This is a genomic window from Duganella sp. AC237 (assembly GCF_979254035.1).
This window is the reverse complement of record NZ_CEEDEW010000003.1, coordinates 1,048,224-1,070,205: the sequence shown is the minus strand read 5'-3', so window position 1 is coordinate 1,070,205 and position 21,982 is coordinate 1,048,224. Positions and strand designations below refer to the sequence as shown.

The 21,982-nt window shown below is 64.9% G+C and carries 19 protein-coding genes and 2 pseudogenes; 10 read left to right on the top strand and 11 right to left on the bottom strand.

Features of this window, described 5'->3' with window-relative positions:
• Positions 1-7 precede the first annotated feature (7 nt).
• The 8 genes and pseudogenes from mrdA (AC0IYS_RS05145) to AC0IYS_RS05110 all read right to left on the bottom strand — a co-directional run bounded on the left by mrdA (AC0IYS_RS05145) (position 8) and on the right by AC0IYS_RS05110 (position 9,438).
• Positions 8-2,106: pseudogene (mrdA, locus tag AC0IYS_RS05145) on the bottom strand (penicillin-binding protein 2).
• Positions 2,103-3,248, bottom strand: coding sequence for a rod shape-determining protein RodA (gene rodA, locus AC0IYS_RS05140; RefSeq protein ID WP_471704162.1), 1,146 nt, complete (start codon positions 3,246-3,248; stop codon positions 2,103-2,105). The pseudogene mrdA (AC0IYS_RS05145) and the gene rodA (AC0IYS_RS05140) overlap by 4 nt, the downstream one beginning before the upstream one ends.
• 10 nt (positions 3,249-3,258) lie before the next feature.
• Entirely contained in the window at positions 3,259-3,465 is a 207-nt protein-coding gene (locus AC0IYS_RS05135) for a hypothetical protein (RefSeq protein WP_471704161.1), read from the bottom strand.
• Positions 3,465-4,577, bottom strand: a complete 1,113-nt coding sequence (gene rodA / locus AC0IYS_RS05130; RefSeq protein WP_471704160.1) for a rod shape-determining protein RodA — start codon at positions 4,575-4,577, stop codon at positions 3,465-3,467. Before rodA (AC0IYS_RS05130) ends, AC0IYS_RS05135 begins: the two co-directional genes overlap by 1 nt.
• A 10-nt stretch (positions 4,578-4,587) precedes the next feature.
• Positions 4,588-6,570, bottom strand: a complete 1,983-nt coding sequence (mrdA, locus tag AC0IYS_RS05125) for a penicillin-binding protein 2 (RefSeq protein WP_471704159.1) — start codon at positions 6,568-6,570, stop codon at positions 4,588-4,590.
• A 12-nt stretch (positions 6,571-6,582) separates the two neighbouring features.
• Entirely contained in the window at positions 6,583-7,095 is a 513-nt protein-coding gene (gene mreD / locus AC0IYS_RS05120) for a rod shape-determining protein MreD (RefSeq protein ID WP_090317031.1), read from the bottom strand.
• Positions 7,092-8,306, bottom strand: a complete 1,215-nt coding sequence (mreC, locus tag AC0IYS_RS05115; protein WP_471704158.1) for a rod shape-determining protein MreC — start codon at positions 8,304-8,306, stop codon at positions 7,092-7,094. The genes mreD and mreC overlap by 4 nt, the downstream gene beginning before the upstream one ends.
• Before the next feature lie 88 nt (positions 8,307-8,394).
• The gene (locus AC0IYS_RS05110) at positions 8,395-9,438 is read right to left on the bottom strand and encodes a rod shape-determining protein (RefSeq protein WP_471704157.1); all 1,044 of its coding nucleotides are present in this window, start codon (positions 9,436-9,438) and stop codon (positions 8,395-8,397) included.
• Between the two features lie 271 nt (positions 9,439-9,709).
• Between AC0IYS_RS05110 and gatC the strand changes: the two genes are divergently transcribed.
• From gatC to gatB, 3 genes are all read left to right on the top strand, one after another.
• Positions 9,710-10,012 (top strand): Asp-tRNA(Asn)/Glu-tRNA(Gln) amidotransferase subunit GatC, encoded by a 303-nt coding sequence (gatC, locus tag AC0IYS_RS05105; RefSeq protein WP_209725246.1) that lies wholly within the window; start codon positions 9,710-9,712, stop codon positions 10,010-10,012.
• A 76-nt stretch (positions 10,013-10,088) separates the two neighbouring features.
• Entirely contained in the window at positions 10,089-11,573 is a 1,485-nt protein-coding gene (gene gatA / locus AC0IYS_RS05100) for an Asp-tRNA(Asn)/Glu-tRNA(Gln) amidotransferase subunit GatA (RefSeq protein WP_471704156.1), read from the top strand.
• Between the two features lie 22 nt (positions 11,574-11,595).
• Complete coding sequence (gene gatB / locus AC0IYS_RS05095) at positions 11,596-13,056, top strand: Asp-tRNA(Asn)/Glu-tRNA(Gln) amidotransferase subunit GatB (protein ID WP_471704155.1); 1,461 nt, start codon at positions 11,596-11,598, stop codon at positions 13,054-13,056.
• Positions 13,057-13,124: 68 nt separating this feature from the next.
• Here gatB and AC0IYS_RS05090 read toward each other — a convergent pair whose 3' ends face one another.
• On the bottom strand, positions 13,125-14,060 hold the full coding sequence (locus AC0IYS_RS05090; RefSeq protein WP_471704154.1) for an alpha/beta fold hydrolase: 936 nt from the start codon (positions 14,058-14,060) through the stop codon (positions 13,125-13,127).
• 131 nt (positions 14,061-14,191) lie between these two features.
• Between AC0IYS_RS05090 and AC0IYS_RS05085 the strand changes: the two genes are divergently transcribed.
• The 6 genes and pseudogenes from AC0IYS_RS05085 to AC0IYS_RS05060 all read left to right on the top strand — a co-directional run bounded on the left by AC0IYS_RS05085 (position 14,192) and on the right by AC0IYS_RS05060 (position 18,338).
• Complete coding sequence (locus tag AC0IYS_RS05085; protein ID WP_471704153.1) at positions 14,192-14,803, top strand: CGNR zinc finger domain-containing protein; 612 nt, start codon at positions 14,192-14,194, stop codon at positions 14,801-14,803.
• Between the two features lie 83 nt (positions 14,804-14,886).
• On the top strand, positions 14,887-15,105 hold the full coding sequence (locus AC0IYS_RS05080; RefSeq protein WP_471704152.1) for a DUF433 domain-containing protein: 219 nt from the start codon (positions 14,887-14,889) through the stop codon (positions 15,103-15,105).
• Positions 15,089-15,409, top strand: coding sequence for a DUF5615 family PIN-like protein (locus AC0IYS_RS05075; RefSeq protein ID WP_471704151.1), 321 nt, complete (start codon positions 15,089-15,091; stop codon positions 15,407-15,409). The genes AC0IYS_RS05080 and AC0IYS_RS05075 overlap by 17 nt, the downstream gene beginning before the upstream one ends.
• A 43-nt stretch (positions 15,410-15,452) precedes the next feature.
• Positions 15,453-16,067, top strand: a pseudogene (locus AC0IYS_RS05070) (response regulator transcription factor); the annotation flags it as partial.
• A 79-nt stretch (positions 16,068-16,146) separates the two neighbouring features.
• Complete coding sequence (locus tag AC0IYS_RS05065; protein ID WP_471708799.1) at positions 16,147-17,466, top strand: HAMP domain-containing protein; 1,320 nt, start codon at positions 16,147-16,149, stop codon at positions 17,464-17,466.
• Positions 17,463-18,338 (top strand): extracellular catalytic domain type 1 short-chain-length polyhydroxyalkanoate depolymerase, encoded by an 876-nt coding sequence (locus AC0IYS_RS05060; RefSeq protein WP_471704150.1) that lies wholly within the window; start codon positions 17,463-17,465, stop codon positions 18,336-18,338. The genes AC0IYS_RS05065 and AC0IYS_RS05060 overlap by 4 nt, the downstream gene beginning before the upstream one ends.
• 8 nt (positions 18,339-18,346) lie before the next feature.
• Here the strand turns inward: AC0IYS_RS05060 and AC0IYS_RS05055 are convergent, their stop codons facing one another.
• Positions 18,347-19,348, bottom strand: coding sequence for a proline iminopeptidase-family hydrolase (locus AC0IYS_RS05055; RefSeq protein ID WP_471704149.1), 1,002 nt, complete (start codon positions 19,346-19,348; stop codon positions 18,347-18,349).
• Between the two features lie 213 nt (positions 19,349-19,561).
• On the opposite strand from AC0IYS_RS05055, the gene AC0IYS_RS05050 reads away from it, so the two are divergent.
• Positions 19,562-21,241 (top strand): alkaline phosphatase D family protein, encoded by a 1,680-nt coding sequence (locus AC0IYS_RS05050; RefSeq protein WP_471704148.1) that lies wholly within the window; start codon positions 19,562-19,564, stop codon positions 21,239-21,241.
• Between the two features lie 51 nt (positions 21,242-21,292).
• Here AC0IYS_RS05050 and AC0IYS_RS05045 read toward each other — a convergent pair whose 3' ends face one another.
• Positions 21,293-21,976, bottom strand: coding sequence for a hypothetical protein (locus AC0IYS_RS05045; RefSeq protein ID WP_471704147.1), 684 nt, complete (start codon positions 21,974-21,976; stop codon positions 21,293-21,295).
• Positions 21,977-21,982: the final 6 nt, after the last annotated feature.

The following is a 21,982-nucleotide window of genomic DNA, read 5'->3' as shown; positions in this document are numbered from 1 at the left end:
GTCATCCTCATTGGTTTTTCCGCACCACCGGTGCCGGTTGCGTGACGGGCGCCGGCGCGGCCGGAGCTGGCGCGGGAGCCGGTGCCGGCGCGCCAGGCGCCGCCGGCTGTGCCGGCGCCGTGCCGTTCGCGTCGACGGCAGCGCCGCCGTTCTGAAGCCGAGCCGCCGCGGCCTGCTCTTCCAGGGTCTGACCTTCCACCGGCACGATTTCTTCCGCGTCTTCTTTTTCCACTTTGGTTGTATCCTTTCCGGCCGGGCGTTTGCCCAGCAGGTAATAGTCGAGGGCCTTGCGCGCGATCGGCGCCGCTTCCAGGCCGCCCTTGCCGGCGTTCTCCACCACCAGCGCTATGGCGATGCGCGGCTTCTCGGCCGGCGCGAAGGCGGTGAACAGCGCGTTGTCGCGCAGGCGTTCCGCCAGTTTGGCGGCATTGTACTTGTCGCCCTTCTTAATCGTGATCACCTGTGCGGTGCCGGTCTTGCCGCCGACGCGGTACTGGGCGCCGGCAAACGCCCGCACACCCGTGCCGCCGGCCTCCGTTGTCACACCGACCATCGCGTTCTTGATGAAATCGATGTTCTCCTGCTTGAGTGGAATCCGGTAGCTCTCCTTCGACACGGTCAATGTGCGCACGCGCGTGCCCCCATCCTCCAGTATCTTCACCAGGTGCGGCTTCATCACCACGCCGTCGTTGGCCAGGTTGGCCACGGCGTGCGCGATCTGCAGCGGCGTATAGGCGTTGTAGCCGGAGCCGTTGCTGACCGAGATCGTATCACCACCCACCCAGCGCCCCGCCGCACCCTTGAAGCGCTTGCGCTTCCATTCCTGCGACGGCAGCACGCCAATCTTCTCGTTGAAAAGATCGATGCCGGTCTTCTGGCCGAAACCGAAGGGCTTCATGAAGTCGTGGATCATGTCGATCCCCATGTCGTGACCCAGCTCGTAGTAGTAGGTGTTACAGGAGACCACGATGGACTTGTGCATGGCCACCGAGCCATGGCCGCCGACCAAGTCGTCGTTGAACTTGTGGCCGCCCAGGTAGTAGTAGCCCGGGTCGTAGGTGGCCTGGGTGGTGGTGCGCTTGCCCAGCTCCAGCGCCGCCAGCGCCATGAACGGTTTAAAGGTGGAACCCGGCGCATAAGTGCCCGACAGCGGCCGGTTCACCATCGGCCGGTCCAGCGAGGTATTGAGCTCATTCCAGCTTTGCGAATCGATCCCGTCGACGAACAGGTTGGGATCGTAACCGGGCCGCGACACGTAGGCCAGGATGTCGCCGGTGGACGGCTCGATCGCCACCAGCGCGCCACGGCGGTCGCCGAAGGCGTCTTCCACCACCTTCTGCAATTCGATATCGATCGACAGAATCAGATTGCTGCCCGGGACCGCGGGTTTGCGCGACAAGGTGCGCACCGCGCGGCCGCCGGCCGTCACCTCCACCTCTTCATAGCCGGTGCGGCCGTGCAGCTGCGCCTCGTAGCTTTTTCCAGCCCCTCCTTGCCGATATGGTCGGTGCCCTTGTAGTTGGTGGCGTCCTCGCCTTCATCGATGGCGTTGGCCTCGGCGCGGCTGATGCGGCCGATGTAGCCGATCACGTGCGACGCCGTCTCGCCCAGCGGGTACTGGCGGAACAGGCGCGCCTGCACCTCGACCCCGCGGAAGCGGAAGCGCTGCGCCGAAAAGCGCGCCACTTCCTCGTCGGTCAAGCGGGTGCGCAGCGGCACGCTCTCGAAGCGCTTGGATTCCTCCACCAGCTTCTTGAAGCGCTTGCGGTCCTTGACCTCGACGTTCACCAGCTTGGACAACTCGTCGATCGTTTCGTCGAGCGTGGCCGTCAGCTTGGACGGCGTGATCTCCAGGGTGTAGGCCGAGTAGTTGCGCGCCAGGATAACGCCATTGCGGTCCAAAATCAGCCCCCGATTCGGCGTGATCGGAACGATGGCGATGCGGTTCTCCTCGGCCTTGACCACGAAGTCGTCATGCTTGATCACCTGCAGCCAGATAAAGCGCGCCAGCAGCAATCCAAAGCAGACGAACACCGCCAGGCCCAGCACCGCGATCCGCGTGCGGAACTCTTTCAGTTCGCGCTCGGTGTCTTTAATCTCCATCATGCCGGCGCACCCCAAGCCGGGATGCCGGAACCGCTGCGCACACGGCGGCTATGCCGCTGGATGCTCATTAAAATGCCGGCGCCCAGGCCCAGTGTGAGCAGCGCGGTGCCGCCATAGCTCATGAAGGGCAGCGGCACGCCGACCACCGGCACGATGCCGCTGACCATGCCCATGTTGACGAAAGCGTAGGTAAAATAAATCATCGTAATGGCGCCCGCCAGCAGGCGCGTAAAGAAGGTGGATGCATTGAGGGCGATGGAGAGTCCGCGCCAGATCAGCAGCAGGTACAGCACCATCAGCACCAGATTGCCGGTGAGGCCGAATTCCTCGGAGAAGACGGCGAAGATAAAATCGGTGGTGCGCTCGGGGATGAACTCCAGGTGCGTCTGCGTGCCCTGGGTCCAGCCCTTGCCGGCCGCGCCGCCGGAGCCGATGGCGATCATCGACTGGATGATGTGAAAGCCCTTGCCGAGCGGGTCATGATAAGGATCGATCAAGGTTAGAACGCGCTCGCGCTGGTAGTCGTGCATCGCGGACCACAGCAACGGCATGGCCACGCAGGCGGCCGCACCCAGCGCCGCCAGCGCCCTCCAGGACAAGCCGGCAAGGAAGATCACGCAGGCGCCGGCCGCCACCACCAGCAAGGCCGTGCCGAGATCCGGCTGGCGCGCGATGAGAAGGACGGGGACCACCAGCAGCAGCGCGGCGACAGCATACGCCTGCCAGCGCAACTGGCCGGCCTGGCGCTGGAAGAACCACGCCAGCATCAGCGGCATGGCGATCTTCATGAATTCGGAGGGCTGCAGCTGGATGCCGACAGTGATCCAGCGCCGCGAACCGCCCTTGATCGTGCCCACCAGCGCGACGGCGACCAGCAGCGCCACCGCCAGCGCGTATACCGGCACGGCGATGCGCATCAGCGTTTGCGGCGGCATGTTCGCGGCCAGCCACATGACGAAGAAGGCGGCGGCGATATTGCGCAGCTGGTCGGACACCTTGCCCGGAATGGCGATGCCGGCCGAATACAGCGTCACCAGCCCCACCGACAGCAAGGCGAGGATGATGAGCGCCAGCGGAATGTCGAACACCATGACATGGGGGCGGATGCGCTGCCAAAGCGAGCGCCCGTCGTTGAAATGCATGCGGCGGCCCTTAGTTGGCGCCGGCGGGCGGCTGCCCGGACGGCTGCGCCGCGGCGCGATTCCGTTCGGCCATGACGGCATAGTCGTCATGCCGCACCACCTGCAACCAGACGATGCGCGCCATCAGCAGCCCGAGGCCGATGAGCGCCACCAGCGCCAGTCCCTTGAGGCGGCGCCGGAAGCGGCGCGCATCCGCGTCATCGATCTCCGCGCGCATCACGTCTGCACCAGTTTGCGGTGGCGCTGGATGCTCATCAGGATGCCGCCCGCGATGCCCAAGGTGAGCAGCGCGGTGCCGCCGTAGCTCATATATGGCAGCGGCACGCCGACCACCGGCAGGATGCCGCTGACCATGCCCATGTTGACGAACGCGTAGGTAAAATAGATCATCGTCATGGCGCCGGCCATCAGGCGGCTGAAGAAGTTCGGCGCGTTCCCGGCGATCATCAGGCCACGGCCGATCAGCAGCAGGAACAGCAGCATCAGCACCAGGTTGCCCACCAGGCCGAATTCCTCCGAGTAGACGGCGAAGATAAAGTCGGTGGTGCGCTCCGGGATGAACTCCAGGTGGGCCTGCGTGCCCTGAGTCCAGCCCTTGCCGGTGATGCCGCCCGAGCCGACCGCGATGGTCGACTGGATGATGTGGAAGCCCTTGCCCAGCGGGTCGGAGGTCGGATCGATCAGCGTCATCACGCGTTCGCGCTGGTAGTCGTGCAGCAGCGACCAGATCACCGGCAGGCTGGCGGCGAAGGCCAGCAGCAGCCCGGCCAGCGCCTTCCACGCCAGGCCGGCCAGGAAAATGACGGCGAAACCGGCGGCCACCACCAGCAGCGCGGTGCCCAGGTCGGGCTGGCGCACGATCAGCGCCACCGGCATCATCAGCAGCAGCGCGGCGATGGCGTAGCTTTGCCAGCGTAGCTGGCCGGCGCGATGCTGGAAGAACCACGCCAGCATCATCGGCGTGACGATCTTCATGAACTCGGACGGCTGGATGTCGATCCCGACGTGCAGCCAGCGCCGCGCGCCCAGCTTGATGGTGCCCACCAGCGCCACGGCCACCAGCAGGATCATGCCGACCGTGTAGGCCGGCACGGCGATGCGCATCATCATCTGCGGCGAGATGTTCGCCACGATCCACATCACCAGGAACGACAACAGGATGTTGCGGACGTGGTCTTCCATCTTGCCGGGAATGCCGATGCTGGCCGAGTACAAGGTGACGGAACTGACCGTCAGCAGCATCAGGATGATGAAGACCAGCGGCCCGTCGAAAACGGTGAAGTACGGGCGAAGGCGGCGCCACAGGGAACGCCTTTCGTTGATGCGCATGCAGATCCTTTTATTCGGTGTTGCCCGGGGTTTCAGCACCCGGTTTTTTTTCATCGACCACGCCCTGTTCGGCCTGGAGTTCGGTCACGGAGCGCAGCACCGCGTCCTCCTTCGGCACCGGCGTCGTGTCCTTGTCGCCGGAGCGCTTGCCAAGGATGTAGTAGTCGAGCGCCTTGCGCACGATGGGCGCGGCCACGGCGGCGCCGAAGCCGCCGTTTTCCACCACCACGGCGATGGCGATGCGCGGCTTGTCGGCCGGGGCAAAGGCGGTATAAAGCGCGTTGTCGCGCAGGCGCTCGGACACCAGCGCCGCATTGTACTTCTCGTTCTTCTTGATGGCGAACAGCTGCGCGGTGCCGGTCTTGCCGCCGGAGGTGTAGCCGGCGCCGGCGAAGGCGCGCGCCGCCGTGCCGCCGGTGGTCACGCCCACCATCGCGCTTTTGATGAAATCGATGTTGTCCTGTTTGAGGGCGATGCGGTAGCTTTCCTTGGGCACCGTGAGCCGGCGCGCGCGCGTGGCCGGATCCTCGATGATCTTCACCAGGTGCGGCTTCATCACCACGCCGTTGTTGGCCAGGTTGGCCGTCGCGTGCGCCATCTGCAGCGGCGTGTAGTTGTTGTAGCCGTTGCCGATGCTGATCGAGATGGTGTCGCCACCGACCCACTTCTGCGCGGCGACGTTTTTCTTGAAGCGGCTGCGCTTCCATTCCTTCGACGGCAGCACGCCCTGCTTCTCGTGCTCCAGATCGATGCCGGTCAGCTGGCCGAAGCCGAACGGCTTCATGAAATCGTGGATAGCGTCGATGCCCATGTCGTTGCCGAGCATGTAGTAGTAAGTGTCGCACGAGTCGACGATCGACTTGTACATGTCGACGGTGCCGTGGCCGCCCGGCTTGTCGTCGCGGAAGCGGTGGCCGCCCAGGGTGAAGTGGCCCGGGTCGGAAATGGCCTGGTGCGGCGTGCGCTTGCCCAGCTCCAGCGCGGCCAGCGCCATGAAAGGCTTGAAGGTCGATCCCGGCGGATAGGTGCCCGACAGCGGCCGGTTGACCATCGGCCGGTCCAGCGAGGTATTGAGTTCGTTCCAGTTTTGCGCGTCGATGCCGTCGACGAACAGGTTGGGATCGTAGCCCGGACGCGAGACGTAGGCCAGGATGTCGCCGGTCTCGGGCTCGATCGCCACCAGCGCGCCGCGCCACTCGCCGAAGGCCTCCTCGATCACCTTTTGCAGCTCGATGTCGATCGACAGGATCAGGTTGGCGCCGGGCGTGGCGTTGGTGCGCGACAGCGTGCGGATCGCGCGCCCGCCTGCCGACACCTCCACCTCCTCGTAGCCGGTAGTGCCGTGCAGATGCTTCTCGTAGCTTTTCTCCAGCCCTTCCTTGCCGATCTGGTTGGTGCCGTTGTAGTTGGCCGCGTCGTCGGTGTCGGCGATGGCGCGGGCCTCGGCCTGGTTGACGCGGCCGATGTAGCCGATCACGTGCGAGGCCACCTCGCCCAGCGGATACTGGCGGAACAGGCGCGCCTGGATCTCCACGCCGGGAAAGCGGAAGCGCTGCGCGGAAAAACGCGCCACCTCCTCGTCGGTCAGGCGGGTGCGCAGCGGCACGCTCTCGAAGCGCTTGGAATCCTCCAGCAGCTTTTTAAACCGCTTGCGGTCCTTGACCTCGATGAGCACCAGCTTGGCCAATTCGTCGATTGTCTCGTCGAGCGTCATGGCCAGCTTGGACGGCGTGACTTCGAGCGTATAGGCCGAGTAATTGCGCGCCAGGACCACGCCGTTGCGGTCCAAAATCAGTCCGCGGTTGGGCGCGATCGGCACGATGGCGATGCGGTTGTCCTCCGCCTTGACGGCGTAGTCGGCGTGCTTGACCACCTGCAGCCAGAGGAAGCGCGCCAGCAGCAGCCCGAAACAAATGAACACCAGCCCGCCCAGTACCGTCAGGCGCAGACGGAACTTGTGAAGTTCGCGCTGGTTGTCCTTAAGCTCGGTCATGGCGGGCTGGAATCAGATCGGGCGGGTGTGGTCGCGGTCGACCGCGCGCCGCTGTGGCGCCAGCAGCAGCCAGGTGGCGATCGGCCACAGGGCCACGGCGATCACGCTTTCGACGAAGTAGTACCAGCTCGGGAATTTACCGGAGACGAAGAAGCGGATCACCAGCTGGATCGACTGCGCCATAAGCAGCAGCGGGAACACGTGCATCGCCTGCGTCAGCAGCGGGAACCACAGCACGCGCCGGTGCAGCATGATGGCGAAGTACGACAGCAAGGTATAGGCCAGCGCGTTCTCGCCCAGCAGGGTCGAGTCGTGGACATCCATCAGCAGGCCGAGGAAGAAGGCGGTGCCGATGCCGACCTTGCGCGGCTGGTGCACGCCCCAGAACACCAGCACCAGCGCGACGAAATCGGGCACGCCGACGAACTGCCCCCACGGCAGCAGGTTCAGTAAAAAGGCGCAGAACAGGCTGAAGGCGATGAACAGCGGGCTGACCGGCAGCAGAATATAGTGTGGACGATTCATCGTGCCGGCTCCTTCGGTGTGGTGGCGGCGGCCGGCGCCTGGCCCTGTGCGGCCGGTGCGGCGGGCCTGGTCGCGGCAGGTGCGGGTGTGGGCGCGGCCGTCGCCGGCGTGGCGGCCGTCGGTTTGGTTGCCGCGCCGGTGGCGGTCGGCGTCGCGGCGCCGTCGGCCGGCGCGGCCTTCGGCGCGAGCGGCGGCGGCATCACCGGCATCAGTCCCGGCGCGGCGTTGGCGGCCGGCGCCGCCGTTCCAGTCGCACCGCCGGCGGCCGGCGCGGCTTGGCCGTCGGCGCCCTCCTTCGCAGGGTCCTTGATCGGCGCCATCTTGTTGTTGCCCTTCTTCGGCGTGCGCGCCTCTTCCTCCGGCGGACGCGGAGGCAGCTCCGGCGTCGACATCAGGATCAGCAACTGGGTATTGTTGGCGACGCCGGCCAGCGGCTGGCAGATCACGCCGCCGAAGGAACCGCCGGCGCTGTTTTCCACCTGCGTCACGCGGGCCACGGCCAGGCCGGCCGGATAAATGCCGTCCAGGCCCGAGGTGACGACGATGTCGCCCACCTGGATATCGGCATTGGGGGCGGTGAAGCGCAGCTCCAGCGCGCCGACCTTGCCGCGTCCATACGCGACGCTGCGCAAGCCGTTGCGCAGCAGCTGCACCGGGATGGCCTGCTCCTTGTCGGTCAGCAGCGTGACCTCGGACGTGAACGGGAACACCCGCGTCACCTGCCCGACCACGCCCTGGTTGTCGATCACCGGCATGCCGAGCATGACATCGCTCTTGATGCCGCGGTCGAGGATGATCTTGCGGCTGTTGGCGTCGCGCGCGTCGTACAGCACCTCGGCCAGCATCGACTTGACGGGCAACTGTTCGCGCGCGCCCATCAGCTTGCGCAGCTGGTTGTTCTCGACGGTGCGCAGCTGCGCCTGCTGCAGCGCCTGGGCGTCGGCGATCTGCTGGCGTTTGAGCTCATTGACCTGCTTTTTCATCGACGACAAGGTGGAGAAGTAATCGCCGACGCCGTAAATGGCGTCGCGCGGCAGCAGCGCGACCATCTGCAGCGGATACAGCACGGTACCGGCGACCTGGCGCACGGTCGACAGGGTGCGCATGCGCGCGTCGACCAACAGCAGTGCAATCGATATGCACGCGAACACCGTCATCTTGACCCGGGCCGAAGCGCCTTGCTTGAAAAGTGGCGGAGGACTGTATTCCATGACTTCCAATAATCCGGCGCTCCCGCGCCCACGAGACTGTCAACTCACCCAAAGCACCGGGGCCGCTGTTTCGCGGCCCCGTCTTGGATTATTCGTAGGAGAAGATCGAGCCCAGTTGGTCCATCCGTTCCAGCGCCATGCCCGAGCCACGGACCACGCAGGTCAGCGGGTCTTCGGCCACCAGCACCGGCAGGCCGGTTTCCTCCATCAGCAGGCGATCCAGATCGCGCAGCAGCGCGCCGCCGCCGGTCAGCATCATGCCTTTTTCGGCGATGTCGGCGCCCAGTTCGGGCGGCGTCTGTTCCAGCGCGTTCTTCACGGCCGAGACGATGTTATTGAGCGGATCGGTCAGCGCTTCCAAAATCTCGTTGGACGAAATCGTGAACGAACGCGGAATGCCCTCGGACAGGTTGCGGCCCTTGACTTCCATCTCCTTGACTTCCGACCCCGGGAAGGCCGAACCGATGGCCTTCTTGATCGCCTCGGCGGTCTGCTCGCCGATCAGCATGCCGTAGTTGCGGCGGATGTAGTTGACGATCGCCTCGTCGAACTTGTCGCCGCCGACGCGCACCGAACCTTTATAGACCATGCCGCCCAGCGAGATGATGCCCACCTCGGTGGTGCCGCCGCCGATGTCGACCACCATCGAGCCGGTGGCGTCCGACACCGGCAGGCCGGCGCCGATCGCGGCGGCCATCGGTTCCTCGATCAGGTACACCTGCGAAGCGCCGGCGCCGAGCGCCGATTCGCGGATCGCGCGGCGCTCGACCTGGGTCGAGCCGCACGGCACGCAGATGATGATGCGCGGGGAAGGACGGAAAAATTTGGAGTCGTGCACCATGCGGATGAACTGCTTGAGCATTTGCTCGGTGACGGTGAAGTCGGCGATCACGCCGTCTTTTATCGGGCGGATCGCCTCGATGTTGCCGGGGACTTTGCCCAGCATCTGCTTTGCTTCCTTACCAACTGCCTGTATCGTTTTCTTGCCGTTGGGGCCGCCTTCCTGGCGGATCGCGACGACCGATGGTTCATCCAGAACGATGCCCTGGCCGCGGACGTAAATCAAGGTGTTGGCCGTGCCCAAGTCGATGGCCAGATCGGTGGAAATATACCTGCGTAAAAAACCAAACATGTGTGTCCTGTGGCGCCGCTGCGTGCGCGTAAGCTGTAGAAAGATGTCCTGTGGTGAGCGGCGGTGGCAATGATTCAGCCCCGGCAACGCATCAACCCGCCATTCTACCTTATAATTTGAATGCGATTTGCCGAAAATCCACCCAAAAGTGTATCGGCTCAGCTTGCAAGTTAAGCGGCAATCGTCCGCTTTTGCCAGCGATTAGCCAGAACTTCAAGTTTTTTATCAATGTAACAATTAAACCCCGCGCGGCCCGTCCGCGCCATTCGCTATGTCCCTGACCCTATCCGACGTAACACGCATTGCCAAACTGGCCCAACTTGAGATGAGCGAGCAGCAGAGCGCCACCGCGCTCGAGCAGCTGAATGGCATTTTCGCGCTGGCCGAACAGATGCAAGCGGTCGACACCGACGGCGTCGCCCCGCTGAGCCACCCGCTGGCGGCGCACATGAACAACATCGCGCTGCGCCTGCGCGAGGACGCGGCCACCGAGGCCAATCGCCGCGAGGACTACCAGGCCGTCGCGCCGAAGACACAGGATGGCCTGTACCTGGTGCCGAAAGTGATCGAATAAGCAATCCGCGCAAGCACGCACGGGGTTTTTTGCCCACACCTTCGCCTCGATCATCCCCGAATTGAATTGAAACGCCATGCACACCAAAACCCTTAAAGAGCTGTCCGCGCTCCTGCAAAGCAAAGCCGTCACCGCCACCGAGCTGGCCACGCACTTCCTCGACCGCATCGAGAAGAGCGATTTGAACGCCTTCCTGCACGTGGACCGCGCCTTGACCCTGGCGCAGGCCGCCGAGGCCGACGCCCGCATCGCCGCCGGCACCGCCACCCCGCTGACCGGCGTGCCGATCGCCCACAAGGACATCTTCGTCACGCGCGACTGGCGCTCGACCGCCGGCTCCAAAATGCTGGCCGACTACGTCAGCCCGTTCGACGCCACCGTCGTCGAGAAGTTCCGCAAAGCCGGCATGGTCACCCTGGGCAAATTGAACTGCGACGAATTCGCCATGGGCTCGGCCAACGAGAACTCCGCCTTCGGCCCGGTCAAGAACCCGTGGGACAAGAACGCCGTGCCGGGCGGCTCGTCGGGCGGCTCGGCCGCCGCCGTCGCCGCGCGCCTGGCGCCGGCCGTCACCGGCACCGACACCGGCGGCTCGATCCGCCAGCCGGCCGCCTTCTGCGGCATCACCGGCATCAAGCCGACCTATGGCCGCGTATCGCGCTTCGGCATGATCGCCTTCGCCTCGTCGCTCGACCAGGGCGGCCCGATGGCGCAGACGGCCGAGGACTGCGCGCTGCTGCTCAACGCCATGGCCGGCTTCGACGAACGCGACTCGACCTCGCTGACGCCGGAACTGGGCGGCATCGACGAGGACTTCACCCGTGAACTGGGCCAGCCGCTGACCGGCCTGCGCATCGGCGTGCCGAAGGAATACTTCGGCGAAGGCCTGGCGGCCGACGTCGAAGCCGCCGTGCGCGCCGCGCTGGCGCAGTACGTGGCGCTGGGCGCGACCCTGGTCGATATTTCGCTGCCGAACACCGCGCTGTCGATCCCGGCCTACTACATGATCGCCCCGGCCGAGGCGTCGTCCAACCTGTCGCGCTTTGACGGTGTGCGCTACGGCCACCGCGCCGCGGAGTACAAGGACCTGTCGGACATGTACCGCAAGACCCGCGCCGAAGGCTTCGGCGCCGAAGTCAAACGCCGCATCATGGTCGGCACCTATGTGCTGTGCCACGGTTACTACGACGCCTACTATCTGAAGGCGCAAAAGATCCGCCGCCTCATCGCGCAGGACTTCGAAGCGGTGCTCAACGGCCCGAACGCCGTCTGCGACGTCATCATGGGACCGGTCGCGCCGACCGTCGCCTGGGACCTGGGCGACAAGTCCGACGACCCGGTCGCCGCCTACCTGGCCGACATCTTCACGCTGTCGACCAGCCTGGCCGGCCTGCCCGGCATGTCGATCCCGTGCGGCTTCGGCCAGGGCGAGAAAAACGCCAACCGCCCGGTGGGCCTGCAAATCATCGGTAAGCATTTCGGCGAAGCGAAGCTGCTCAACGTCGCCCACCAGTACCAGCTGGCGACCGACTGGCATACCCGCGCTCCGGCCGGCATCTAACATAGAACAGAGCGAGAATCATATGGAATGGGAAGTCGTCATCGGTCTTGAGAACCACGTGCAGCTCACGACCGAATCAAAAATCTTCAGCGGCTCGCCGATCAAGTTCGGCGCCGAGCCGAACACGCAAGCCAGTCCGGTGGACCTGGCGCTGCCCGGCGTGCTGCCGGTGATGAACAAGCAGGCGGTCGACCGCGCCATCCGCTTCGGCCTGGCCGTCGGCGCAAAGATCGCGCCGGCGTCGATCTTCGCCCGCAAAAACTACTTCTATCCGGACCTGCCGAAGGGCTACCAGATCAGCCAATTCGAAGACCCGGTGGTCATCGGCGGCTCGCTGACGTTCGGCTTCGAGAAGGATGGCGAATTCGTCACCAAGACCGTCAACCTGACGCGCGCGCACCTGGAAGAAGACGCCGGCAAATCGCTGCACGAAGACTACGCCGGCATGAGCGGCATCGACTTGAACCGCGCCGGCACGCCGCTGCTTGAAATCGTCTCCGAGCCGGAGATCCGCAGCGCCGCCGAAGCGGTTGCCTACGCCAAGGCACTGCACTCGCTGGTGATGTGGCTCGGCGTCTGCGACGGCAACATGCAGGAAGGCTCGTTCCGCTGCGACGTCAACGTCTCGGTGCGCCCGAAAGGCCAGAAGGAATACGGCACGCGCTGCGAGATCAAGAACCTGAACTCGTTCCGTTTCATCGAGGAAGCCGTGCACGTCGAAGTGCGCCGCCAGATCGAATTGATCGAAGACGGCGGCAAGGTCGTGCAGGCGACCCGCCTGTACGATCCGGACCGCAAAGAGACGCGTGAAATGCGCAGCAAGGAAGACGCGCAGGACTACCGCTACTTCCCGGACCCGGACCTGCCGCCGCTGGTGATTTCGGACGACTGGATCTCGAGCGTTAAAGCTTCCATGCCCGAACTGCCAGCCGCCATGCGCGCGCGCTTCGTCAGCGAATACGCGCTGCCGGAATACGACTCGCTGGTGCTGACGGCATCCAAATCGATGGCGACCTACTTCGTGGCCGTGGTGGAAAAAGCCGGCAAGGAAAACGCCAAGGCCGCCGCCAACTGGCTGATGGGCGACGTCTCGTCGACTCTGAACCGCGAAGGCGTGGACCTGGACGACTCGCCGGTATCGGCCGCGCAGCTGGCGGCGATGTTGAAGCGCATCGCCGACGGCACGATCTCGAACAAGGCGGCGAAGGAAGTCTTCGCCGGCATGTGGGAAGCCAAATCGGCCGATGACAACCTGGTCGACACCATCATCGAAGCCAAGGGTCTGAAGCAGATCTCGGACACCGGCGCGCTGGAAGCGATTGTCAACGACGTCATCGCCGCCAACGCCAAATCGGTCGAGCAGTACCGCGCAGGCAAGGAAGCGGCGCTCAATGCGCTGATCGGCCAGGCGATGAAAGCGTCGCGCGGCAAGGCCAATCCGGCGCAGCTAACCGAGCTGCTGAAGGCCAAGCTGGCCGAATAAGTACTTTCTCCCGGCTGAAAGAAAAACGCCCCGCCAGCCATCAGGCTCGCGGGGCGTTTTCTTGATCGTCACTGCTTGACGTTACGGTTCAAGAATTCCAGCATCTGCGTGGCGATCTCGTTGCCGTGGGTCTCGATGGCGAAGTGGCCCGCGTCCAGGAAGCGCACTTCGGCTTTAGGATTGTCGCGCTTGAACGCTTCGGCGCCTGCCGGCAGGAAGAACGGATCGTTCTTGCCCCAGATCGCCAACGTCGGCGGGCGGTGGCTGCGGAAAAATTCGTGCAGCTGGCCGTACTGCTTGATGTTCTGACCATAGTCGAGCAGCAGGTCCATCTGCACCTCGACGCCGACGCGCTCGATGGCTGCGTGAGCCAACTGCCAGGTCTCGGGCGCGATCAGCGACGCATCGCGCTCGCCCTCGGTGTACTGCCACTTGGTCATATCCAGCGTATTAAAGCGGCGCAGCGCCTCGCGGTTGGCAGGGGTCGGATCGGCCCAGGCCTTGCGCATGTCGGCCCAGCCTGCGCTCAAGCCCTCTTCGTAGGCATTGCCGTTCTGGCTGACGATCGCCGTGACCTTTTGCGGGTTTTTCACGGCCAGGCGCCAGCCGACCGGCGCGCCATAGTCGAACACATACATCGCGTAGCGCTCCGCCCCCTTGGCCACGGTGAAGGCGTCGATCACGGAGGCCAGGTTGTCGAAAGTGTAAGCGAACTGCTTGCCGGGCATGACGCTGGTCTGGCCGAAGCCGGGCAGATCCGGCGCGATCACGTGGTACCTGGTCGCCAGTTGGGGAATCAGATCGCGGAACATGTACGAAGACGCGCCGAAGCCATGCAGCAGCAACACAACGGGCGCCTTGGCCGGGCCGGCCTCGCGGTAGAAGACGTTGACGCCCTGGACTTCCATTGTACGGTAGTGGACCTGCGTGGCATTGTCGGCGGCGTTGGCGACAAGGGCGGTGGCCAGGCTGGCTGCGGCAAACAGCGATGGTTTGAGGTTCATGATGATTCCTTCGGCTAATAAACGTTGAGCGGCTTGAATAACCGCTATAATTGACTCAAGTTGGTTACTTAAGACGAAGTATCAGGAATTTTAAGTAACCTGTCAAATAAAATTTTAGCGGTTACCAAATCATGAAAGTAGAAAAGCATCCCGCTAGCGGGCAAACGGAAGCGCCGATGGTGGGCGACCATCTGGCGATGGATCTGCTGAACACAGAGGCCAGCGTGGACGGCGTCACGGTCGACTATTGGCACAGTGGCGAGGACGTTCTGACGTGGCTGGCGCGTCACGGCATCGCAGCGGGCGGCACGGAAAGCCCGGTGGACTTGGCCGCGCTGCTGACGCGAGGAAAAACGCTGCGCGCGTTGGTGAGGCGGCTGATCGGCGAACGCAAGGACGACAGGCTCGGCGACATCGCCGAACTGGACGCCTACTTGCACGCCCACATCAGCGCGCTCCACTTGGCGCGCGACAGCGAAGGCGGGTTGACCCTCACCCGCCTGGCGCGCGCCGATCCGGTCGCGTCGATGCTAGGCGCGGTGGCCGAGGCGGCGGCACAACTGCTGGTCGAAGGCGATTTCCACCTCGTCAAGCAATGCGAGCACCCCGAATGCATCCTGTGGTTTTACGACCGCACCAAGGCGCACAAGCGGCGCTGGTGCAGCATGGCCCTGTGCGGCAACCGCTACAAGGCGGCCCAGTTCCGGAAGAAAGCGGGTCGAGGGGCGGATAACGTCGAATGATTAGGTCGGACGATCCCGCACTTGACCCCGTCGAAGTGCCGGTGCCACCCGCATGTGATACGCTTTACTAGACGGAGGCGATCATGAAAATCCACCACATTCAAATTGATCCGGAAATTATGAGCGGCGCCCCCTGCTTCCAGGGGACGCGTGTATTGGTCAAGAATCTCTTCGACTATCTGGAAGGCGAAGCCTCCCTGGACGATTTCTTATCAGATTTCCCCAGTGTGTCGCGCGAGGCTGCGCTCTCCGTGCTTCAGGCGGCAAAGAATCGCTTGCTGACGGATGCGACTTCTACTTGACGAATCTGTACCCGCTGCTCTGCGACATCACTTGACTGGCCACTCAGTCAAGACCGTCAAAGAAAAGGGCTGGGTCGGAATGAAGAACGGCGCGCTGCTATCTCATGCCGCCGCAGAATTCGACGCGCTCATTACAGTCGATAAGAATCTTCCATACCAACAAAACTTAAAAAAACTGCCATTGGCCGTCGTCGTCCTTGACGCACACTCGAATGCGCTCACGGCGCTCCTGCCACTGATGGCGAACCTCATGTCCAAACTATCCACACTCACGCCATGCACCATTGTCAGAGTTACTGCCTGATGACCTCCGGTATTCTCGCAGTAATGAAAAACGACACACGACAATGAACCACAACTCCCTGACCATCCTGGTGGTGGAAGACCACCCGACGATCGCGCGCCAGATCGTGGACTTCCTCGACGGCCTCAAGTGGCAAACCGACCATGCCGCCACCGGCGCGCTCGCCATCGAACTGGCGACGCGCGAAACGTACGACGTCGTCCTGCTCGACCTCAACCTGCCGGACATCGATGGCCTCGACGTCTGCCGCGCGATCAAGGCGCGCGCGCCGCGCAACGTCCCGGTACTGATGCTCACCGCCCGCGACGCGTTCGAAGCCAAGGCGCGCGGCTTCAATGGCGGCGCCGACGATTACCTGACCAAACCGTTCGACCTGCGCGAACTGGCCCTGCGTTGCGAGGCGCTGGCGCGGCGCGCGCAACTGCATGTCGGCCAGGAAGTGCGCGTCGGCCCGCTGACGCTGCTTCCCAGGGAAAAGCGCGCACTCCACAACGACGCCCAGCTTCCGCTGACACACGCCGGTTTCAAGATTCTATCGGCGCTGCGCGCCGCGCACCCGCATGCGGTGTCCCGGTCGGCGCTGACGCACGCGCTGTGGGGTGCGAACCCACCGGACAGCAACGCCCTCAAATCGCACATCTACGCACTGCGCAAGCAGCTGGAACTGGCCGGCGCGCCGGACATGGTCGTCACCATCCCGCAGCTCGGCTATCGGCTCAATGTCGATGCGGCGGACCATGTTTGGGTCGATCCGCCACGGCCTGTTCGCGGCGCTGGCCGGCTTCACGGTGCTGCTGTGCGTTGGCTATACCGGCTTGGCGCTGATCATCTCTTACGTGACCGAGGACATGCTGGTCGACCGCCTGCTGGAGCGGGAAGCGACCGCCGTGACCGCGCAATTCCGCTCGGGCGGCGACATACAATCGACCGGCAACGACCTGATTCACGTCTACCGGGACGCAGGCGCGCTGCCGCCCGTCGTGCGCGCGCAGGTGACCGCCGGCCGCGAGCACGGCGAGATATTTACCGACACCGGCCAGCACTATCACCTGCGCACGCTCGACCTGCACGCGGCGAACGGCCGGCGGCGGCTCTATCTGCTGGCCGACGCCGGCCCGCTGCTGGTGGTGTCCAAACTGTTCCAGGATGTCGGCGGCGTGCTGGTCGCGGTCGCGCTGGGGCTGATCGCCTTGGCGCTGCTGCTCGCCTACATGCTGTCACGGCGCCTGGTGCTGCCGCTGCAGGTATTGGCGGACGAAGTAAAAAGCCTGGCGCCGGAGGGCTCGACCGACTTCAGCGCCCGGCAACGCCCCGATGAAATCGGCTACCTGGCGGATAAGCTCGGCACCATGATCGAAGCGTTGCACGCGGCGCTGCACCGCGAGCAGGCCTTCACGCGCGACGTCGGCCATGAGTTACGCACCCCGCTGACCGTCATGAAAAACGTCCTTGGCCAGGCTGCGTCACGCCCGCTGCAGGCGCATGAGCTATCGCAGCTGCGGGCCGGCGTCGGCGAGCTCAAAGACACCGTCGACGTCCTGTTCGCGCTAGCGCGCGCGGAACACATCCCGAACGAGATGGTCGGCCTGCGCGGCTGTATCGAGGACAGCCTGCTGCGCCTGCTGGAGATGGAGACGGCCGACTGGAACGACGACCGCCTGGCGCTGCAATTCCCGGACCGGCTGGAGGTCACGGGAAACCGCCATCTGTCCATGCTGCTGCTGAACAACTGCCTGGGCAACGCGCTGTTTCATGGCGGCGCCGGCTCGCGACTGCGGTTGTCGTTCGCCGACGGCGTCCTCAGCCTCGCAAACACGATTGATCCGGACCAGGCCGGCACGATGCAGGGCTTGCTGCACGGCCAGCATCTTTTGCGGCGCATCGCCAAGGCCATGGACTGGGAAATCGCCTTCCACGCGGAAGCGGCGGCGTATCGGGTCGACATCGTGCCTCTCATGCCGCCGCATCTGCGCCGAAACCGGCCGGATTTCACCGGGATTTCACCGCCGGTTTTCTATGCTGCGTACTCCTCAACTTCTTCCGGATACGCACCATGAAAATCCTTATCGGTCTGCTGGTCCTGGCCTGCGCTTCGCAGGCCGCTGTCGCGCAAGTGAAATCGCTTCCCTACAAAGAGGAAAAGCGCCGCTACCTGGTCTACACGCCGCCATCCTATGACACCGCGCAGCGCAAGGCCTTTCCGGTGGTGTTCAACTCCCACGGCGGCGGCATGACCATGGCCGAACAAATGCTGTACACGCAAATGAACCGCGCCGCCGACCGCCACCAGTTCATCGTCGTCTACCCGGCGGGGATCAAGCAGGACTGGAACGTCGGTTTCGGCATGTCCTATCGCGACGGCACCGACGACATCGGCTTTACCGAAGCGCTGCTCAACAAGCTGAAACAGGACTATCGGGTCGACGGCGAACGCGTCTACGCGACCGGCCTGTCGCGCGGCGGCTTCTTCGCGCTGCGCGTCGCCGCCGAATTGCCGCAGCTGTTCGCGGCCGTCGCCTCGGTCGGCGGGCCGATGCCCGAACCGGTGCTGAAGCACGACACCAAGCCCGGCAAAGTCGGCGTGCTGCTGCTGCACGGCACCGCCGACCAGGTGGTGGCCTTTGGCGGCAAGCCGACCGGGTATTTGTCGGCCGAGGAGTCCTTCAACTATTGGGCGAAATGGAACGGCGCCGGCGCCGGCAGCGCCAGCGGCCAAGTCATCGACGCCGATCCCGGCGACGGCACCGACGTCACGTGGGTCGAACAGGGCAACGGCCGGCAAAGCGTGGCGCTGGCGACCATCCGCGAGGGCGGCCACACGTGGCCCGGCGCCGACCCGTTCAACGTCGGCCTGCCGATCGGAAAAACCAGCCGCGACATCGACGCCAACGACGTCATCTGGCGCTTCCTCGCACGGCATCGCCGCTAACCCGCCGGCTAGAGCCCGCCGAGGAACGCGAGCAGCCGCTCGAAATAGAACGCCTGGTCGTCCCACATGCACAAATGGCTGCCGTTGGCGCAGATGACCGCCTTGGCGTCGCCCATCGCCGACGCCATATTCGGCATGTCACGCGGGTCCATCTCGTCGTAGGTGGCGCCGATGACCAGCGCTTTGACCTTGATCTCGCCGAGCCGATCCCAACGCTCCCAGTCCTTCAGGTTTCCGGTCATGACGAATTCGCTGCGCCCCTGCATCTGGTGATAGATCTTCAGGTTGGCGTGCGCGAACGTGCGGTTGACTGCGTCCGGCCACGGCGCCAGGCGGCAGATGAATTTGGGGTAGAGTTCCTCCATCAGGATTTGCTCGTAGTCGGGCGAGTCGTAGGCCTCGGCCGCCTCCAGCGCCTCAAGCCGCGCCAGCGCCGCCGGCGGCAGCTGCCGTTTGAGCACGGCGAGATGGCGCTTCAGCGCCTGCATCCCGGCCGTCATGTTCGAGATGACAAGGCCGCGCAAACGGGCTTGATGGCGCAGCGCGTAGTCGATCGCCAGCAGCCCGCCCCACGAGTGGCCGAACAACACAAACGATTCCAGGCCGAGGCCGGCGCGCACTTCCTCCACCTCGTCCAGGTAGCGCGGCAGGGTCCACAGCGCGGGGTCGTCGGGACGGTCCGAGTTGCCGCAGCCGAGCTGATCGTAATAATACATCTCGATGCCCGCCTGCGGCAGGAACGACTCCATCGCCTCGAGGTACTCGTGCGAAAAGCCGGGCCCGCCGTGCAGCAGCAACACCTTGACCGGACCGCTACCGATCTTTTTCGTCCAGACCTTGTACTTGCCGCCCATGACGGGGACCATGCGCACACCGGCTGTCCTGACGCCCGGCGGGTTGAGGCCGTCGGCCTTGGTGATGGTGGGTGGCGGCGGCGGCGGGCGGGACGCGGCGCCGGCCGCCGGGGAGGCCACGGCGATGCCAGTAGCGATAAAGTGTCGACGATCCATTGCATTCCAGGTGGGTTGGGATGACGGCATTTTGCGCAATGCCGGCCGCAACCGGAATGGCCGCGCCGCGCAAGACACTGTTTCTCGCCGCGCGGCAATGGCTGCGCGACCCGCCCTGGGCGCACCGTCCGCGACGCGATGCCCCCATGTCATCAGCCCGTAACACGGACTGCCTAAGCTACGCGTTCTTTCACTTTCGGCAATAGCCCAGTCATGACACAAACGAATTCGCGTCGCAAGTTCATCCGCAACTTCTCGGTCGGCACCGCAGCCATTTCGCTCAGCGCCTGCGGTGGCGGCGACCCGTACTACCAGCCGATCAGCTTTGCGCACGGCGTGGCCAGCGGCGACCCGCTGAGCGACCGCGTGATCCTGTGGACCCGCGTCACCGCGACGCCGGGCGCGGACGACATGGACGTCGGCTGGATGGTGGCCGAGGACAGCGCCTTCACCAAAACCGTCGCCTCCGGCACGGCCCGCGCCGGCGCCGCCGGCGACTACACCGTCAAGGTCGACGCCACCGGCCTGTCGGCCAACCGTGCCTACTACTACCGCTTCCGCTGCCAGGGCGTGGACTCGCCGGTCGGGCGCACCAAGACCTTGCCGACCGGCTCCGTGTCGCGCGCCCGCTTCGCCGTCTTCAGCTGCTCGAACTACCCGGCCGGCTACTTCAACGTCTACGGCGACGCCGCCAAGTTCGACGACATCGACGTCGGCCTGCACCTGGGCGACTACATCTACGAATACGCGGCCGGCGGCTACGCCTCGCAGAACGCCGCCACCCTGAACCGGGTATCGCAGCCGGCCACCGAGATCATCACCCTGACGGACTACCGTCGCCGCTACCAGCAATACCGCACCGATCCGGACCTGCAGGCGGTACACGCGCGCATCCCGTTCATCGCCGTCTGGGACGACCACGAGCTGTCGAACGACACCTGGCGCGACGGCGCGGAAAACCACGACCCGCTCACCGAGGGCCTGTGGTCGGCGCGGCGCAAGATGGCGATCCAGGCGTACCACGAATGGATGCCGATCCGCGTGCCCGACGCCGCGCGGCCGGACCGCATCTACCGCTCCTTCGACTTCGGCAACCTGCTGTCGCTGCACATGCTCGACACGCGCGTGATCGGCCGCGACAAGCAATTGGCGTTCGCCAGCTACGTCGGCGCCGACAAGAGCTTCAACGGCGCCGCCTTCGCCGCCGACGTGTCCAACCCGGCGCGCCAACTGATGGGCGCCGAGCAGACCACCTGGCTGCAAGGCCAGATGAGCAAGTCGACCGCCACCTGGCAGATCCTCGGCCAGCAGGTGCTGATGGCGCGCATGATGCTGCCGGCGCCGATGGTGCTGGGCACGGTCGGCTACCCGACCTACCTCGGCATCGCCGCCAAGGTGCGCGCCGGCGTGGCCCTGACCGAGACCGAAAAGCAGCAGCTGGCCGCGCCGACGGTGCCGTACAACCTCGACGCCTGGGACGGCTATGCGGCCGCGCGCGAGACGGTGCTCAACATGTCGCGCACGCTCAACAAGAACCTGGTGGTGCTGGCCGGCGACACCCACAACGCCTGGGCCAGCGACCTGGCCGATGTCAACGGCCAGGCGGTCGGCGTCGAATTCGGCGTGCCGTCGGTGACCTCGCCCGGCTTCGAGAGCTACTTCCCGGGCGCCGCGCCGGCCACCGTGGCGGGCGGCATGGAACAGCTGATCGGACCACTGCAATATGCGGAAACGTCGTTGCGCGGCTTCGTGGTGCTGACGGTGACGCCGACCGAAACGCGCGCCGAGTACCGCTATGTCGACACCATCCAGTCGAAGACCTACAGCGCGTCGGTCGGCAAGACCTTGCGCATGCTGCCGGGCGCGGCGAACCGCAAGCTCGTGGCGGGCTGACAATGACAAAGCCGCGCGCTGCGCGGCTTTTTGTTCGGGCCGCGCGGCGCCCTACTCCAGCACGGCGCTGATCGCCAGCGGCGTGCTGCTGGTGAGCACCTGGACGCCGCCGGGATGGGCGGTAAAACGATAAACGAAGTTGCGGAAGCCGGCCAGCGCGTCGCCGGCAAAAGCCGAACCGTCCCTACCGGCCAACAGCACCGGGGCCGTGCCCTCACCTTTGACCACCCTCAGTTGCGGCGCCTCGCCCGCCGCGTAGGAGAACTGCACGCCGGCGCAGTTCTTGCCGCCGGCCGCGCCGACGTAGCGCAAATAGGCCGCCATCTGTTCGCACGCGGTCGCCAGGTCGGCGACCGCGTACACGCCATCGGCGCGCGTCACCAGCGACACCCAAGGACCGAAAAAAAACTGCCGCGCCGGACGGTTCAATACCAGCTCCGCGTTCTCGTCATAGGCTGCCTTGGAAAACGGAAAAACCGCCCGCCCCAATGCGTCCAGCGGCAAATCGACGCGCGTCGTCTTGCCGACCAGCGTCAGGCGCAGTCCCTCCCCCTGTGCGCCCGCCTCGCGCTGGCGAAGGCGAAAGTGATTCTGCAAAAACTGCTTCGGCTTGCCGTACTTTTCAAACCAGATCATCTGCCGGTAGACGTCCCGGTAGCTGATCCAGTCCGACGTCTGCTGCGCCCAACAAAGCGTGGGCGCGACGACAAGCCAGAGCAGGAAGAATTTGACCATGACGTT

Excerpts from the sequence above, each read along its gene's own strand:
- gatA (WP_471704156.1), top strand. The coding sequence starts at position 10,089 with ATGCACACCAAAACCCTTAAAGAGCTGTCCGCGCTCCTGCAAAGCAAA.
- AC0IYS_RS05075 (WP_471704151.1), top strand. The coding sequence starts at position 15,089 with ATGCGACTTCTACTTGACGAATCTGTACCCGCTGCTCTGCGACATCAC.
- AC0IYS_RS05045 (WP_471704147.1), bottom strand. The coding sequence starts at position 21,976 with ATGGTCAAATTCTTCCTGCTCTGGCTTGTCGTCGCGCCCACGCTTTGT.
- AC0IYS_RS05050 (WP_471704148.1), top strand. The coding sequence starts at position 19,562 with ATGACACAAACGAATTCGCGTCGCAAGTTCATCCGCAACTTCTCGGTC.
- mreD (WP_090317031.1), bottom strand. The coding sequence starts at position 7,095 with ATGAATCGTCCACACTATATTCTGCTGCCGGTCAGCCCGCTGTTCATC.
- AC0IYS_RS05085 (WP_471704153.1), top strand. The coding sequence starts at position 14,192 with ATGAAAGTAGAAAAGCATCCCGCTAGCGGGCAAACGGAAGCGCCGATG.
- mrdA (WP_471704159.1), bottom strand. The coding sequence starts at position 6,570 with ATGACCGAGCTTAAGGACAACCAGCGCGAACTTCACAAGTTCCGTCTG.
- AC0IYS_RS05055 (WP_471704149.1), bottom strand. The coding sequence starts at position 19,348 with ATGGATCGTCGACACTTTATCGCTACTGGCATCGCCGTGGCCTCCCCG.
- AC0IYS_RS05090 (WP_471704154.1), bottom strand. The coding sequence starts at position 14,060 with ATGAACCTCAAACCATCGCTGTTTGCCGCAGCCAGCCTGGCCACCGCC.
- gatC (WP_209725246.1), top strand. The coding sequence starts at position 9,710 with ATGTCCCTGACCCTATCCGACGTAACACGCATTGCCAAACTGGCCCAA.
- mreC (WP_471704158.1), bottom strand. The coding sequence starts at position 8,306 with ATGGAATACAGTCCTCCGCCACTTTTCAAGCAAGGCGCTTCGGCCCGG.
- gatB (WP_471704155.1), top strand. The coding sequence starts at position 11,596 with ATGGAATGGGAAGTCGTCATCGGTCTTGAGAACCACGTGCAGCTCACG.
- AC0IYS_RS05080 (WP_471704152.1), top strand. The coding sequence starts at position 14,887 with ATGAAAATCCACCACATTCAAATTGATCCGGAAATTATGAGCGGCGCC.
- AC0IYS_RS05110 (WP_471704157.1), bottom strand. The coding sequence starts at position 9,438 with ATGTTTGGTTTTTTACGCAGGTATATTTCCACCGATCTGGCCATCGAC.
- rodA (WP_471704162.1), bottom strand. The coding sequence starts at position 3,248 with ATGCATTTCAACGACGGGCGCTCGCTTTGGCAGCGCATCCGCCCCCAT.
- rodA (WP_471704160.1), bottom strand. The coding sequence starts at position 4,577 with ATGCGCATCAACGAAAGGCGTTCCCTGTGGCGCCGCCTTCGCCCGTAC.
- AC0IYS_RS05065 (WP_471708799.1), top strand. The coding sequence starts at position 16,147 with ATGTTTGGGTCGATCCGCCACGGCCTGTTCGCGGCGCTGGCCGGCTTC.
- AC0IYS_RS05060 (WP_471704150.1), top strand. The coding sequence starts at position 17,463 with ATGAAAATCCTTATCGGTCTGCTGGTCCTGGCCTGCGCTTCGCAGGCC.
- AC0IYS_RS05135 (WP_471704161.1), bottom strand. The coding sequence starts at position 3,465 with ATGCGCGCGGAGATCGATGACGCGGATGCGCGCCGCTTCCGGCGCCGC.